Genomic DNA, 15017 nt, shown 5'->3' on the forward strand with positions numbered 1-15017 from the left:
CATTACTTAGATATATATTGTATAATAAATCCAATAGTTTAAATTTATTTGGAGCGATATTTTTATGAGTTCAGAAAAACTTTGGACGCCGTCACCTAAACCTACAGATTATGGCTTTGAGAATGGTCTACAGGTCGCCGAGATTGATAGTGGCTTAAGACAGGGAAAGACTATACAACTTGCTACACAGGAAGATATGCGTCGCTTGGCTGAGGAATCTTACAATTCAAACCATATGAATAAGACTGTTGAACAACTGAGAGATCCGCGCTATATTCGCGTATTTAGTGGACTGGGTAGAGTTGGGATTGAAGTCGCGATATTTGGTAATGAAAATGCGAATAAGATTCAGGCTGTTTTGTATGGATGGGGAGGAAATTTCCGTCATCCAAACGCAATTCGAGAAGCTGCCGTTCTGGCGTGCGAGAATCCGGATGCGGCTATTATGGTTATGAATATGCCGGGCGTGGGCAATTCTGGGATGCTGCCCGAGTCTGTTCGTAAGGAGATACGAAAGACTGGTAGCTACGATAGCTTAGGGGAATATGTTGGTTCAGTAATTGACCATGTCGCGAAAGATTTCGACGAGGTTAGTGTTGGTGGGCATTCTTTGGGTGGTCGTGTTGCGACGTCGTCAGTTGCTCACATGGAATCTAAGGTTAATGAGTTACGACTATTCGATCCGGTGGGATCGCGTAAAATGGGGATTATTGCTTTGGGGTGGAATTTCATAGGAAAAGAAGGCATGGAATTGATACGTTACGGCAAGAAATCATTGAGTCCAAGCGCAAAAGAACTGGGCTTGAAGTTCTTGCAGAGAGAAGATCCTAAAGTTATTGAGGAGGTTGGTAAACTCTTAGGAGAGTCAAGTGTCGAGTTTGCTCCGCCGAAACAAGGTTGGCGCCAGCAATTCCTTACTGATCCTTTCGCCTTAAGTAATGATGGCTTATTGGAAGATTTATTGAAAGCCGCGCCAAATGTCCGAAACAATATTATTATATTTGTACCCGAAGGTAGTCATTTGACTAATATGCGTGACGTGGCTCGCATTGTCGGTATTGTGAACGGTGAGCCTAAGTCGACAAGCGCCGAAGTCGGACTATATGGAATTTTAAATAACCACACTCACAATGTCATGAACGACCCTACTGTGTTAGCGATTATGTATGGCGCTGATACTAAAGATCTCGCCTTGTCCGCCTAAAGCTTGCAGGGCGATTGCTACATTTGGCTTAGGCGTAATAGTTTCATTACTTGTAGAGTAGATGTATTGTTATAGTGTATTAATATTTTTGGGTGGGAGAATTTTTTAGGAGGTTTGGTAATATGGAGTTTTCTAATAGCGGCAGTGAAATTATATATCAGAAAGATACACATACTAGCCTGGGGAGGGTAGCGCTAAAGTTACTGACTAATTATCACGAAGATACACGCTCGGAGCTGCCTGGCAAAGCCTTAGCGGATCTTAAAGAAGAGTATGATGACGTAGCGGGTAAACATAAGGAATTCGCTGAACATTTGAATGAAGCTTCTAGCTTGAGTTCTTTGGTAGCAGCTGCTGGTCACTTAATTTCCCTAAAGGACGTAATGTATGAGATAAATAATGGCGTTCAATTGTCTTTATCCAGTGATGCGAATGGAGAAGTTCCTGGCGATTCGACTTTGCCAGAAAATATTCCTTGTGACCTTGCCAAAGTTAAAATTTCTGAAAATGATGATGGTACGTATACTGCCAAGATCCCTGTTACAGAACACAGATTTGACTGTAATAGGCATATACGGGCTGATGTGACCACTTATACTATTACGTTTACTCCTGATGGTGAGGTATTAAATCTCACGTCAAAGAAGGTGAAGGGATAATCTAGTTGGCAAATACTTTCTTATCTGTTATAATGTTTACAGTATGGTACAAGTAACACGTAAAGATCAGAAGGAAGCGAACGAAAATATCATTCGTCGTTTCAACCGCAGGGTTTTGCAAAGCGGTGTTTTGGCTCGCGCTAAGAGCGTTATGCGTTTTGAAAAACCAATTTCAAAGACCGAGCGTCGTAAAAAAGCTATTATTCGCCGCGAGCGACGAGCTGAAAAAACGGCAAAAATGCGCCTAGGGGTGCGTTAATGTCTGCGCTAAAAGAGCGCATTACTAGTGAAATGAAAGCCGCTCTATTGAGCGGCAATCGTTTTCGTGGTGATGTTTTGCGTAATCTAAAGGCAGCAATCTTAAACGAAGAAGTTTCTTTGGGCAAGCGAGAAGACGGCTTGGATGATGCTGAAATTGAAAAAGTCGTTGCTCGAGAAGTGAAAAAGCGCGTCGAAAGTGCGGATTTATATCGAAAGAATGACCGTGCGGAGTTGGCGGAACCTGAAGAAAAAGAAGCGGAAATTTTACGAGAATTTTTGCCAGAGCAACTTGGCGAAGCAGAAATCTCGAAGATTGTAGAAGAAGTTATTGCGAGTATGGACGATGTCTCAATTCAGAAAATGGGACAAGTTATTGGCGCGGTAAAAAGTAAGGTCGGCAATGCTGCAGATGGCGCGTTGGTGGCAAAAATTGTTAAAGAAAAACTCACAAAATAGGAGGAAAAAATGATTGTATTTTTTGGGCCGGCGGGTGCTGGTAAGAGTGTGCAGGGGCAGATTTTAGCGGCGCGGCATGGTTGGCGTTGGCTTAGTGCCGGGCAGCTGTTGCGCGATACTCACGATGGTGAATTGATTCACCGTATGCAATCCGGCGAGCTGGTGCCGATGGAAACTATCAACGGTTTGATGGGCGAGGCTCTTAATAAAGCTAAGGATATTAATGGCGTAATTCTGGACGGCTATCCAAGACAATTAGAACAGGCTAAATGGCTGATTGAGTCGCGTTCACATCACGGAAAAGACGTTAAGTTGGTGATTGTACTGGAAGTTCCGCGTGACGAAATTCTGGAGCGTTTGAGGGTTCGCGGTCGAGTTGACGACACGCCTGAGGCAATTGACAAACGACTCAGTATTTATCGAGGTGAAATTTACCCAATTCTGGATTATCTAAATGACAATGGTGTTCCAATTGTACATATGAGCGGCGTTGGAACTGTCGGGCAAGTTCATGATGAAATTGAGAGAGAGCTGGTCAGTCGCGGCATTGTTGAGGGCGTAAAATGAGCCAATTGATCACCGGAGAAAAAACGCCGCAACAGATGAAAGATATGCGCGAGTGCGGCAAAATGCTTGCGACAATTTATGATGAGTTGAAAAAATCCGTAACGGCTGGAATGAGTGAGCTGGACGCTAATGATTTTGTAGCCAAGCGAATTAAAGATTTTGGCGCAGAGGCGACTTATCTTACGGACGAAGTGAAATTCCCGGGAGTGATTTGTATATCGACGAACGAGCAATTGGTGCATTCTTTACCGACCGAATATGTTTTTGAAAAGGGCGACGTGGTCAGTTTTGATTTGGTGATTGGCTATCGTGGAATGAAGACGGATAGCGCTTTTACTATGGTTGTCGATGAAGAACCTAAGGGCGCGAAGAAACATTTGTTGCACGCAACAGAACAGAGCTTATATGCTGGAATTGACGCGATAACTGGCGATGGAACGCGAGTTGGCGATATTTCAGCGGGAGTGGAAGCTGTGTTGAAGAAGGCCAAACTTGGTATAATCCGTGAACTGGTTGGTCATGGCGTGGGGCTGAGCATGCATATGGAGCCAGAAATTCCGAATTACGGCAGGCGAGGAACTGGTCCGATGTTGCGCGCTGGCGACACAATTGCAATTGAACCGATGGCAAGCTTGGGCGGTGAGAAAATTATCACCGACAGCGACGGCTGGACAATTAGTATGAAAGACGGCAGCCTGGGTGCGCATTTTGAGCATACGGTATTGATTACCGAAACTGGCGCTGAAATTCTGACGAAGCTTTAGGCTAATTCGCTTGCCAAATTATAGGCATAACCTGTATAATAGAGCTTATGCAGGAGCAATCTCGATATGTGGTAGGAATTGATATTGGCACGAAAAACGTGCGCTGTGTCGTTGGTTATATTGATGCAGAAAATGGTGCGCCAAAAATTGTTGGCGTCGGTGAAGCGCTGAATAGCGGAATGCGAAAGGGAACCGTAACGAATTTGAGTGGCCCAGCTGAGGCTATTGATAAGGCCTTGGAGCCCGCTGAGCGAATGAGCGGTCATCAGATTAATGCGGCTACATTGAGCATTAACGGATCTCATTTATTGAGTACGAAAGCCGACGGAATGATTACCGTTGGAACTGTTAATAATGAAGTTACTCATGATGATATATTGAGGCTGGAGGAAGTTGCTACAACTGGAAAAGTGCCACAGAATAGAGAGATTTTAGATATTATTGCGCACGCGTATAGGCTGGATGGTCAGGATAATATTAAAGATCCAATTGGTATGACTGGCGCGCGTCTGGAAATTAGGGCGAATGTCGTGTCTGGTTTGGTTCCGCACATTACTAATCTACAGAAGTCGGCGGAAATGGCTAAGGTTGAGGCTGTATCTGTTGTTCCGTCAGTTTTGGCGGCAGCTCAATCCGTTCTTACGGAAAGTCAGCGCGAAAACGGCGTTGCAGTGATTGATTTTGGTGCGGCAACTACAGGAATTGCTATTTACGAAGAGGGCGATCTGCAACATCTGGCGGTTATCCCAATGGGCGGTCAGAATGTAACGAACGATTTGGCTATTGGGCTTAGGACGGATCCGGAGATTGCGGAAGTTGTTAAATTGGCGCATGCTCGATTTGGCGGCGAGACTTTGGGTGAAGTTGAAACGAAGGTCGAAAAGCAGACGTATAAGTTTAACCAAGAAGAAATTGACGAGATTGTTCAGGCGCGCTATGAAGAGATCTTTGAAGCAATTGCTAAAGAACTGAAGCGAGCTGGACGATTAGGAAAGCTGCCGAGCGGCATTGTACTGGTTGGTGGTGCGGCGAAAGTCAAGGGTATGGTGGAGTTTACGAAAGATCAATTGAGTGTGGCGGCACGCTTGGGTGTTCCGGCTGGCTATAGCGGAGTTAGCGATGAAGTGAAAGGCGCGGAATTTTCGGCTGCGGTTGGTCTGATGTTGATCGACTCTATGGGTGTTTCGCAGCAGGTAAAACCGATAGTTGGCGCAAACGATGTCACTAAAAAAGCTGGCGGTTTACTCAAAAATATTTTCGCTAGATTTAAATAAATGATATACTTTATGTAAGGATTAAGAGAGGGAATATATGCCGCAAATACAACCAAGTGAAGTTCAAACATTTGCCAGCATAAAAGTCGTCGGTGTCGGCGGTGCTGGTGGTTCAGCTATAAATCGAATGAAAGATGCCGGTCTGACTGGCGTTCAATTTATTGCTATGAATACGGACGCCCAGGCGTTGCATAATTCGAAGGCTGACATAAAAATTCATCTTGGTCGTGACGCAACTAATGGTTTGGGTGCTGGTGCCGACCCTACTGTTGGTGAGGCCGCAGCTAATGAATCTCGTGACGAAATCAGGGAAGCGCTAGAAGGCGCGGATATGGTATTCGTAACAATTGGTGCTGGTGGCGGAACTGGCTCTGGTGCTGGTTATGTTGTGGCAGAAGTGGCACGCGAACTAGGCATTTTGGTGGTTGGCGTGGCAACTCGACCGTTTAGCTTTGAGGGTGAAAAGCGTCGAGTTAATGCGGATTGGGCGATTTCTCACTTGGGGCGCGAGGTTGATACCTTGATTACTATTCCAAATGACAGATTATTGCAAACTATTGATCGTCGAACGCCGCTACTAGAAACATTTAAGATTGCCGATGACGTCCTAAGGCAAGGTGTTCAGGGCATTTCTGAACTGATTACTGAGCATGGGTTAATTAACCTTGACTTTGCTGACGTTAAGGCAATTATGAGCAATGCTGGTTCAGCTTTGATGGGAATTGGGCGAGCGAGCGGTGATGACCGAGCGGTTCAGGCGGCGCAACAAGCCATTGAAAGTCCTCTAATTGAGGTGTCGATTGATGGCGCCAAAGGTGTGCTATTCAATGTAACTGGTGGCTACGATATGAGTATGGCAGAAATTCAGGAAGCCGCAGAAATTATTACTAGCGCTGTTAGTCCGAATGCCAACATTATTTTTGGTGCGACTTTGAAGCCGGAAATGGAAGACGAGCTGGTTATTACGGTGATTGCGACAGGATTTGATAGCGATACATTCCGCCAGCAGGAAGTTAGCTTGACTGTGGGTGACGACATGAAACCTGCCGAAACAGAAGTTGATGACGAAATGGTTAAAAATATTGACCTAGAGTTGGATAAGGAAGAATCTGCCGAAAGTTTTGCGGCTGAGCCAGAAACTAATATTTGGGAAAATCCAACCGTTGAAGCTGACGATGATGAGGATGATACGCCGGCATTTCTGAGGCGACGAAAGAAGAACAAGGAGTAGATAAAATGGTATTTAATATCGGCAATAGTCGCGTTATTGAATCACGCGAAGTTTCTGATGGTGCCGCAATTCGACGTCGCAGAGAAACTCCAGATGGCAAGCGATTTACTACGTATGAGCGAGTTGAAAAACCAAACCTAGCGGTAATAAAGAAAAATGGCGATCGCGAGTTGTTTGACCGGGTGAAATTGGCGAATTCTACGCGCCGTTCGGTCGGAAAATTCTTTAAGTCTGACGAGGAAGTCGATAATATCATTACGGCGGTTGAAGACTCTTTATATGCGTTGGGCGAATCGGAAGTTACGTCAAAACAGATTGGTGATCAAGTTTTGGACGAGCTAGAAAAGCGCAACGAAGTGGCGTATGTTCGTTTTGCTAGCGTTTTTTATGAGTTTAAGACGTTGGACGATTTTGTGGAGATTTTAGCGAAGCGACGCAGTAAGGGCGAGCGGGAATTGTAATGCGAGTAGTTGTGATTTATCGTTCGGAAAGCGATTATGCGCGCCAAGTTTCAGACTTTCTACGTGATTTTAGCCGACAAACTGGTCATGTTTTAGAGGAGATGAGTCCTGATTCTGCAGAAGGTAATAATTTTTGCGAAGTGTATGATATTGTGGAATATCCAACAATTATTGCGCTGAGCGACAGTGGTCAATTGCAAAACCTCTGGCGTGGCTTGCCGCTACCAACAATTAGCGAAGTGAGTTTTTATGTTTAATAAAATCAAAAACTGGATATTTCACGAAGACTTGAAAAAGCAAAATTTGGCGGTGTTTGTAATGCTTGTCGGTAGTGGACTGGGGTTATTGGCATCATTCGTATTATCTATTGAAGCCTTAGAATTAGCAAAAAACTCTCACGCTGTATTAAGTTGCGATTTTAGCTCAGCCTTAAGCTGTTCGGCGGTGGCGAATCATTGGTCGGCGGCTATTTTAGGATTTCCAAATAGTTTCATCGGCGTGATGACTTTGCCTGTTATGGTAACAATTGCAGTGGCGTTGTTGGCGGGAGCAAAGTTTCCGAAGTGGTTTATGCAGGCGGCGCAGGCTGGTGCTATCATCGGAATGATATTTGCTATTTGGATGTTTTATATGAGCTACGTTGAAATTGGTGTACTTTGTCCATGGTGTTTGACCTTGGATCTTGGAATGCTGATGATTATACTCGGTTTGACGCGCTATAATGTTCTACAGAAAAATATCTCTTGTCGTTGTGCGCAGAAGATCGTTGGTGGTGGATATGATGTGCTTACTATAATATCGTTGGTTGTCGTGGTAATTGTCGCGATAATCGCCAAATTCGGCAGCCAATTGTTCTAGTTTTGCTTGCTTTATATAAAGTGCTTATGGTATATTTATGATGTATATTTATGCTCAATTCATACCACCACCATGGAACATAATAGAACGTTATCAATAATAAAAGACCGTAAAGCCAAGAGATTTTTTGCCCTTGGCAGTTTTATTGTCGTTAGCGCATCTTTAGGGTTTATGTTTTTGAGTTCTCAGCAAAGTCGTGCGACTATTCCTAGTGGTAGTAAGCAGATTGAAGTGGGACAAGTTTCTTATCGATTGTACGAATCATCCAATGGTATTAATCCAGGCAGTCCGCTTGCAAATACCAACATCGCTGCCACGTTACCAAAAGTCGGTGCCGATTTTCGACTGAGAGTTGGTCTGCAAAATAAGAGTGCATATTTTAAAAAATTAGCTGAATACGGAAGCGGGTATGAACATAGCTGCGCCATTATGTCGGATGATAGTGCTTATTGTTGGGGCAATGGTCAGTATGGAGCTCTTGGTACTAATTCAACCACCTCATCAACAACCCCAGTGCCTGTATATACACAAGACGTGCTTAACGGTAAGACTATAAAACAGATTACTACTGGTTATTATCACACTTGCGTAATTGCTTCTGACGATAAAGATTATTGTTGGGGCTATGGCTTAGCTGGAAGACTAGGGGATAATGGTATAGTTCAGAAGAATGCTCCATATCCAGTTAGAGAATTCGCAACCACAGTCGTCTCTCAAATTGCGGCGGGTAATGAGCATACTTGTTCACTTAACTCGGAGAGAAAATTGTACTGTTGGGGTAGAGGTGTAAACGGAGAATTAGGTCGTGACGTGCTCTTAGGTTCAACCACGCCAACAGCAGTTAATATGAATAACTTTGGGACGGAATCGGTTAAACAGGTTGTTGCAGGAGATAAATTTACGTGTGCTGCGACAGTTGAAGGCACAGCATTCTGCTGGGGGTCTAATATTACGGGAAGGACTGGAGTAGGACTTGCTGCTGGCAGAACTCAGTATCCTACTGAAGTCAAAGGTTTTAATGGGAAAAAGATTGAGTCAATATCTGCTGGCGATTCGCATGCCTGTGCCGTTATTTCTGGCGGTCAAGAAGTGTATTGTTGGGGAAAAAATACCAAGGGTCAGTTGGGTGTTACAGCAATGGGCTATAGAAATATTGCTTCAAGAGTTTCTTTTGGTAGTAGTATCCTTTCTGGAGGAAAGACTGTTAAAAATGTTTACGCTGGCGGCGAATTTACGTGTATGGTATTAAACACTGGCGAAATTTATTGTTGGGGTGCTAATTCTAAGGGTCAAATGGGTAACGGGTCTATTACGGGATATTTGCCCGCCCCTGTAAAAGTGAATGTTCCATTTACGAGTTCCGGTGAAACTTCTATGTATGCAGGCAAAGACTTTTTATGCGCTTTACGTACAGGTGAGATGTATTGTTGGGGTAATAATAACAAGGGTCAGATAGGGAATGGCCAGTCGAGTAATAGTCCTGTCATGCGTCCTGCGCTAATAACACCTCCGGGGGGAGCCGTTGAATCTTCATTAATGAAGCTGCGTGTCGAATATGCAAAAAAGGGCAGCGCGGCAACTTGTTCGGCGGTAAGTAGTTCAGATTGGCAAGTCGTGACTGGAGTGTCAAAGCTTGCTTACTCTGTGAGCGGTCCCGCTGACGGCACTAGTATCAATAGCAACTCGACTGATCCAGAATTGCCGGCAGGAGCTATCGCTTCTCGACCTCAAAGTCTGGTGAGAAAAAGCGGAGTGGCTGGAACGTTCACGAATGCGCAAAAAATATCTGCTGGCGAAGTGGGTGTGTGGGATTTGGCGCTTGTCGATAAAGGGCTTGATAGGAACGAAAATTATTGCGTCCGTGTAGCAACTGACACGACTGTCGCTCCTGGATCTAGCATTGACAGCTACACGATGTATCCAGAATTTAAGACCGCTCCTGGATCGTTAGATATTCGTTTTAGAGATAATGCTGGCGCTACGGTCGCTAATCCTGTCACGAATTTTGATAATTCCATTATTGGTAGCAGTAGTGTAACTACCAACGCCTTCTTGTCTAACTCAAGCTCGAAGCAAATTGAAGTGACAAATACGCAGACCAGCTCTGGGTGGAGCGTTGTGTTGTCGGCATCTGACGGCGCGACCGCTAAGTGGAAGCGAACTGGCGGCACAGAATCGTATATGTTCAACGGCACTAATGGCGATCAGGGATTTTTGTCTGTCAATTTTGGAACATCATCCGTCTTAGCTTCGGGCAATTCACTGAGCGGGTCAACTTGCCAGACGTCAGGAATATCAAAGGGCGTTGACTCTCAATTTAAGGTAGGAACTGCCACGGTTAACGGCGTTACATTGATGAGCAGTGGCGGGTCAACTGGTCAATTGGGGTGCGCATTTTTGCTACAGAACGTTCGATTAAACCAGACTATTCCAGCATATCAAAAACCAGGAACTTATGAATTGCCAATGACATTAACGGTAACAGCGCAGTAAGGTTGAGTATGAAAAATAGAGTAAAAAAATTATTCATCATCATAACATTACTAGCTACTTTGAGCAGCCCTTATTCGGCTTTTGCAGATTCGTCGGCTAGCTCTAATTTGTCGCAAGTTATTACTGATTGCGCTCGCGATTCTCTGGAAACAGGTAGCCAGATGAATGAGCCAATTTGTCCGACTTTTCCGTCAAAATTCTCTAAGTTTGATTTGGTAAATGGGAAAGACCTGTTGGTATATGGCGTTTATGACGCGGTCCATACGGTGGTTAATCCTGATACAGGTCAGCACGATCTGAAGGTTGAGTTTGGTGGTAGGACTTTTGTTTTAGGGCGGAATCGTGAGTTTAAAGTTAAGGGAAATATATGGATGTTGGATTTTTCAAATTGGCAGAATAATCATCCAGGCGACAATTTTATGCCGCCAGCCCCAGAATACACCCATAACGGTCGTGTTACAGCTAAACTGAAGGCTAATGCAACATCCCCGGAAATAGTGCGGTTTGCTGATTTTTCATTTACTACTCCGAAAAAGACCGTGGAAAAGACCATTGAAGATGTTATTGGTATTCCAAAGATTGTTAAAGAGATAAGTAAGGCTTTGGCTAATACGGGAATTAATTTATGGATGATTATGGCTGCTGGTATTGGTGTAATTGTTGCGGCGTTCATTATGTTATTTATTGTTAAAAAACAGAAAAAGAGGGATAAATGAAAAAGTAAGCATAATAAGTTATAATGTAATAAATTAAATCAATTAAGTAAGGAGAAAAAATGAAAAAGTTAACATTATTAATCGTTGCGAGCGTAGGCGTGGTTGGTCTATTGGGGTTGTATAATATGACAAACCCTTCTGTAGCTAATGCCGCAACTACTGCTAACTCTAAACTCTCTCAGACAATTAATCCTGGAGTTTTGAGTACTGATATCCGTGACTCGACTAATTCCTTAGTTAATAATCCAACATTTGCCATGGGTGCTACGACAGTGTCATCCTCATTAGGGTCGTCAATTGGTGTTTTTGGAGATAATAATAATCGAATCTATGCCGAAAACCCAGGTGCCGCAGATAATGGCTGGACGTTGACACTAAACGTAGCGACCCCAGGAACTGGTGTTTGGTCTGCTGGCGGTGGAAAACAGTATAAATATAATGGAACCATTAACGAGGGTCGCCTAACAGTTAATCCATCTGGCGGTACAGTTACCCCTGTAATTGGTGCAGCTGCAGGTATTACCAAGGGTACTTCTACGACCTTTTCTGGTACTAGTCCCGTAACACTAATGAGCGCTTCAGCGACTGCTAGTAAAGTATGGGCTGGATATATAACTAATACCTCATTAGCCCAAACCATCCCAGCTGGTCAGGCAGCAGGTACATACGTATTGCCAATGGTTCAAACGATTACGGCTCTTTAGCAGACTAAATTATTGAGCGAGAATAGACATTCTAATGAGTGTCTATTCTTTTATGTGCGACATTGATATAATAAGCATAATAGGTTTTTAAGGAGGGATATGAAGAATTCGTTGTGGAGTAAAGTTATTGGAGTGGCGATGATTGCAGGGCTGATTTTGTCTGCGTCGGTGTCTGCTAATGGCATTGGCGGTCGACCAGCAAATCCTGATCCGAATAATCCCAGGACAAGCTCAATTTTCATCTATAATCTTTCTGGTGGCGCTTCGAAATCTGACCAATTGTATGTTCAAAACGGGTCTGATAAAGAAGAAACGATTGAAGTTTATTCGGTTGACGGCACAGTTACGACGACCGGTGATATGACTTGCAAAGAGAAGTCAGAGGACAAAGTTGGCGCGGGTAAATGGGTTTCTATCTCTAAGAAAGAGGTGACTCTTGGCGCGAACGAGAACACGCTTGTTGATTTTACGGTAAATGTTCCAAGTAAAGCAGATGTTGGCGAGCATAATGCATGTATGGTTGTCCAACGGAAGGTTAAACAGTCGTCAAATAATGCCGGCGGCATTCAAGTTCAGACTCGTCAGGCTATCCGTATGGCGATAACCGTTCCTGGCGATATTCACCGCGACGTGACGATTGAGAAGTTTAATGTTAAGAATTCTAACAGTAGTCAATTGTATGAAATTGCCTTAAAAAATTCCGGCAATGTGTCGGCTGATGTTGACGTAAAGCTGGTCGTGAAAGACCCGATGGGGAATGTTGTCTATAAAAACGGTGGCGTGAATGCGATGATTGCGAATGAAACGCGACAGTTTAATTATGATAGCAATTTGGCGCCGTTTTGGGGTGGAAAATATAAGGTAGAGTTGTCGATTTCCTATAAAAAGAAGGCTGGCGAGTGGGGGATTAGCCAGGATAAAAATGAGCTAATCACCAAAACCGCCGAGCCAAAAGAATTGTTCTTCTGGCCATCAACTACAGCGTTAATGATGATTGGCGGTGGAATACTTTTGTTCATTATTTTGATAGTGATAATTATCATAAAATCAAAGCGGAACAAAAAAACTGTTCAATTTAAAAAGCGTTGAGTTTATGAAAAAGTGATAGAATAGTTGTATGAAGAAAAGTTCTCTGATTAGAGCGTTTTTGAGCATTGTAATCGTGGCGCTTGGCGGGGTTTTACTACTGAAAAATCTCGAAGTTATTAACATTAGCTGGGATATTTTCTGGGGTACAGTTTGGGCTGCAGGATTTGTATTGTCTGGGCTGGTGAATATATTCAATTATCGAAATAAAACGGCGTGGATTTGGGGATTATTGCTGGTTGCGATTGGCGTTCTGATTGGCTTAAATTCTTACGGAATAGTTGACGTTAGTATCTGGAAGGTATTCTGGCCTGTAGTTTTGATTGCTGCTGGTTTGTCGATGATGTTTAATACTAGTCCTAAGAGCGTTAAGCGTTCTAAAAAGCTGGATAAAGACGGCGGCATTGGTAATGAGAAAATTGCTTGTTTTTGGGGCGAAGAAGACGCTGTAAAAGGTGATTATACTGGCGGTTCGTTGGTTGCGATATTTGGTGGTGTGGATTTGGATTTGCGTCAAGCAAAGATTAAAGACGGTTCTGTAATTGAAATTTTTACATTTTGCGGTGGCGTTAATATTACTTTGCCAGACGATGTGATTGTTAAGAACGAAGTGCGCGGATTTTTGGGCGGAACTGATGATAAAACTCTACCTAAAGATTCTGCCAAAAAGACTCTATATCTGAAGGGTGAGTGTGTTTTAGGCGGTCTGGAAATTAAATAAAGTTCTTGGGATTTTGATGAAAACGCGCTACAATAGCAGTAGGGCGTTTTCGCGTATGTTGAATTGGCGTGAAATGAGCGGTTATCAGCCGTGAAGTCTGCGGGAAGAAATTGGCATGAAGTCGAGATTAGAACCTGCCGTGAGCTTGCGTAAATAGCAAATAAAGAGCTGAAAGAATCACTTCTTTTGGAATCGAGATGGTACCGTCCGTATAAAGCACCTAAGCGGATTCTCGAAGTCAAAAGAGGTGATTTTTATATTAAAATTAAGAAAAGGCATAAATAATAGTGGCGAATAATAACCTCACATCAGCAAAGAAAGCTCGTAATGATGAGTTCTATACGCAGTACGAAGACATCCAAAAGGAAGTCCAAGCGTATATTGACTACAACCCGGATGTGTTCCGTGGCAAGGTCGTGTATCTTAATTGTGATGATCCGTACGAGAGTAACTTTTTCAAATTTTTTGCCAATAAATTCAACGCCTATGGCATCAAAAAGCTGATTGCTACCAGTTATTTCAACTCGCCGGTAGCGGGAACTGAGCTACAAAGTTCACTTTTGCCAGATATGCCGGATAAAGAGATTTCTCTAGTTAAGAAATCTGCACCGCAGACTAATACGACAACTGAAGATGGCGAGACAAAAGGTCGGGTGATTGAAATTACTGAAGTATCCGACGAAAATGGTGACGGAATATACGACCTAGAGGATATTAAAAAAATTATTCAGGCTAATGGTGGTGGTCGATCACTGAAAGGCGACGACGATTTTCCGCCGGGCGATTTTCGCTCAAAAGAATGTGTTGAGCTGTTGAAACAGGCGGATATCGTGGTAACTAATCCACCGTTCTCGCTGTTTCGTGAATATGTGGCACAACTGTTTGAATATGATAAGAAGTTTTTGATTATTGGCAATATGAATGCAATTACGTATAAAGAGATCTTCCCGAAAGTTATGGACAACAAGGTTTGGCTTGGGCCAACAATATCGAGTGGTGATAGAGAGTTTATGGTGCCTGAAAACTACCCTATAACAGCGTCTGGTTGGAGAATTGATAAAGACGGAAGGAAGTTCATACGAGTTAAAGGTGTGCGATGGTTTACTAATCTTGACCATGGTAAACGTCATCATAATTTGCAGTTGATGACTATGGCGGAAAATAGGAAGTTTAACAAAAAAGTAATTGACAGCGACGTGTGTTATAAAAAGTATGATAACTATGATGCGATTGAAGTATCGTTTACAGATGCAATTCCAAGCGATTATGTTGGGGTGATGGGTGTGCCAATTTCATTCCTAGACAAGTATAATCCAGATCAGTTTGAGATAGTTGCCTTTCGAAAGGGTGACGACGGAAAGGACTTAGTCGTTTCCGTCGAGAGAGAGAGAGAGATGTCATCCAGCCATACTTCAGAATACTTATTCGAAGGACTCAGACATCCAGCAGCCAACGGGGAGAGAGCCTATGTTGATGGACAAAAGAAATGTGCAAGAATACTCATACGCCACCTCTATACCAGGACTAATAAAAAATGCGGAAGGTAAAATTAATGGGAAAAT

At 43.4% G+C, this 15017-nt stretch carries 17 protein-coding genes; all 17 read left to right on the plus strand.

The annotated features are described in order from the left end of the window. Positions 1-64 precede the first annotated feature (64 nt). The 17 genes from LRM46_RS02040 to LRM46_RS02120 all read left to right on the plus strand — a co-directional run bounded on the left by LRM46_RS02040 (position 65) and on the right by LRM46_RS02120 (position 15002). Positions 65-1204, plus strand: a complete 1140-nt coding sequence (locus LRM46_RS02040; protein ID WP_243812831.1) for an alpha/beta hydrolase — start codon at positions 65-67, stop codon at positions 1202-1204. 122 nt (positions 1205-1326) lie between these two features. After that, entirely contained in the window at positions 1327-1863 is a 537-nt protein-coding gene (locus LRM46_RS02045) for a hypothetical protein (RefSeq protein WP_243812832.1), read from the plus strand. Positions 1864-1906: 43 nt separating this feature from the next. Next, positions 1907-2122: a 30S ribosomal protein S21 gene (locus tag LRM46_RS02050; RefSeq protein WP_039326918.1), complete on the plus strand. Its 216-nt coding sequence runs from the start codon at positions 1907-1909 to the stop codon at positions 2120-2122. Beyond that, positions 2122-2580, plus strand: a complete 459-nt coding sequence (locus tag LRM46_RS02055; protein ID WP_243812833.1) for a GatB/YqeY domain-containing protein — start codon at positions 2122-2124, stop codon at positions 2578-2580. Before LRM46_RS02050 ends, LRM46_RS02055 begins: the two co-directional genes overlap by 1 nt. A gap of 9 nt (positions 2581-2589) precedes the next feature. Next, the gene (locus LRM46_RS02060) at positions 2590-3147 is read left to right on the plus strand and encodes an adenylate kinase family protein (RefSeq protein ID WP_129634944.1); all 558 of its coding nucleotides are present in this window, start codon (positions 2590-2592) and stop codon (positions 3145-3147) included. Beyond that, entirely contained in the window at positions 3144-3911 is a 768-nt protein-coding gene (map, locus tag LRM46_RS02065; protein ID WP_243812834.1) for a type I methionyl aminopeptidase, read from the plus strand. The genes LRM46_RS02060 and map overlap by 4 nt, the downstream gene beginning before the upstream one ends. A gap of 47 nt (positions 3912-3958) precedes the next feature. After that, positions 3959-5185, plus strand: coding sequence for a cell division protein FtsA (gene ftsA / locus LRM46_RS02070; protein WP_243812835.1), 1227 nt, complete (start codon positions 3959-3961; stop codon positions 5183-5185). Positions 5186-5222: 37 nt separating this feature from the next. Beyond that, positions 5223-6416: a cell division protein FtsZ gene (ftsZ, locus tag LRM46_RS02075; protein ID WP_243812836.1), complete on the plus strand. Its 1194-nt coding sequence runs from the start codon at positions 5223-5225 to the stop codon at positions 6414-6416. A 5-nt stretch (positions 6417-6421) separates the two neighbouring features. After that, positions 6422-6877, plus strand: coding sequence for a transcriptional regulator NrdR (gene nrdR / locus LRM46_RS02080; protein ID WP_129632309.1), 456 nt, complete (start codon positions 6422-6424; stop codon positions 6875-6877). Next, the gene (locus LRM46_RS02085; protein WP_243812837.1) at positions 6877-7134 is read left to right on the plus strand and encodes a hypothetical protein; all 258 of its coding nucleotides are present in this window, start codon (positions 6877-6879) and stop codon (positions 7132-7134) included. The genes nrdR and LRM46_RS02085 overlap by 1 nt, the downstream gene beginning before the upstream one ends. Further along, positions 7127-7735 (plus strand): vitamin K epoxide reductase family protein, encoded by a 609-nt coding sequence (locus tag LRM46_RS02090; RefSeq protein ID WP_129745508.1) that lies wholly within the window; start codon positions 7127-7129, stop codon positions 7733-7735. Before LRM46_RS02085 ends, LRM46_RS02090 begins: the two co-directional genes overlap by 8 nt. Before the next feature lie 72 nt (positions 7736-7807). Continuing rightward, complete coding sequence (locus LRM46_RS02095) at positions 7808-10228, plus strand: RCC1 domain-containing protein (protein WP_243812838.1); 2421 nt, start codon at positions 7808-7810, stop codon at positions 10226-10228. An 8-nt stretch (positions 10229-10236) separates the two neighbouring features. Beyond that, positions 10237-10944: an LPXTG cell wall anchor domain-containing protein gene (locus tag LRM46_RS02100; protein ID WP_243812839.1), complete on the plus strand. Its 708-nt coding sequence runs from the start codon at positions 10237-10239 to the stop codon at positions 10942-10944. 59 nt (positions 10945-11003) lie between these two features. After that, a complete protein-coding gene (locus tag LRM46_RS02105; RefSeq protein ID WP_243812840.1) occupies positions 11004-11648 on the plus strand; it encodes a hypothetical protein in 645 nt (214 codons plus the stop codon). Between the two features lie 99 nt (positions 11649-11747). Further along, positions 11748-12737, plus strand: a complete 990-nt coding sequence (locus tag LRM46_RS02110) for a WxL protein peptidoglycan domain-containing protein (protein ID WP_243812841.1) — start codon at positions 11748-11750, stop codon at positions 12735-12737. Between the two features lie 28 nt (positions 12738-12765). Beyond that, positions 12766-13455, plus strand: a complete 690-nt coding sequence (locus LRM46_RS02115) for a LiaF transmembrane domain-containing protein (protein ID WP_129745238.1) — start codon at positions 12766-12768, stop codon at positions 13453-13455. Between the two features lie 287 nt (positions 13456-13742). Beyond that, positions 13743-15002, plus strand: a complete 1260-nt coding sequence (locus tag LRM46_RS02120; RefSeq protein ID WP_243812842.1) for an adenine-specific methyltransferase EcoRI family protein — start codon at positions 13743-13745, stop codon at positions 15000-15002. Positions 15003-15017 lie beyond the last annotated feature (15 nt).

It is taken from the genome of Candidatus Nanosynbacter sp. HMT-352 (assembly GCF_022819345.1).
Lineage (GTDB): Bacteria > Patescibacteriota > Saccharimonadia > Saccharimonadales > Saccharimonadaceae > Nanosynbacter.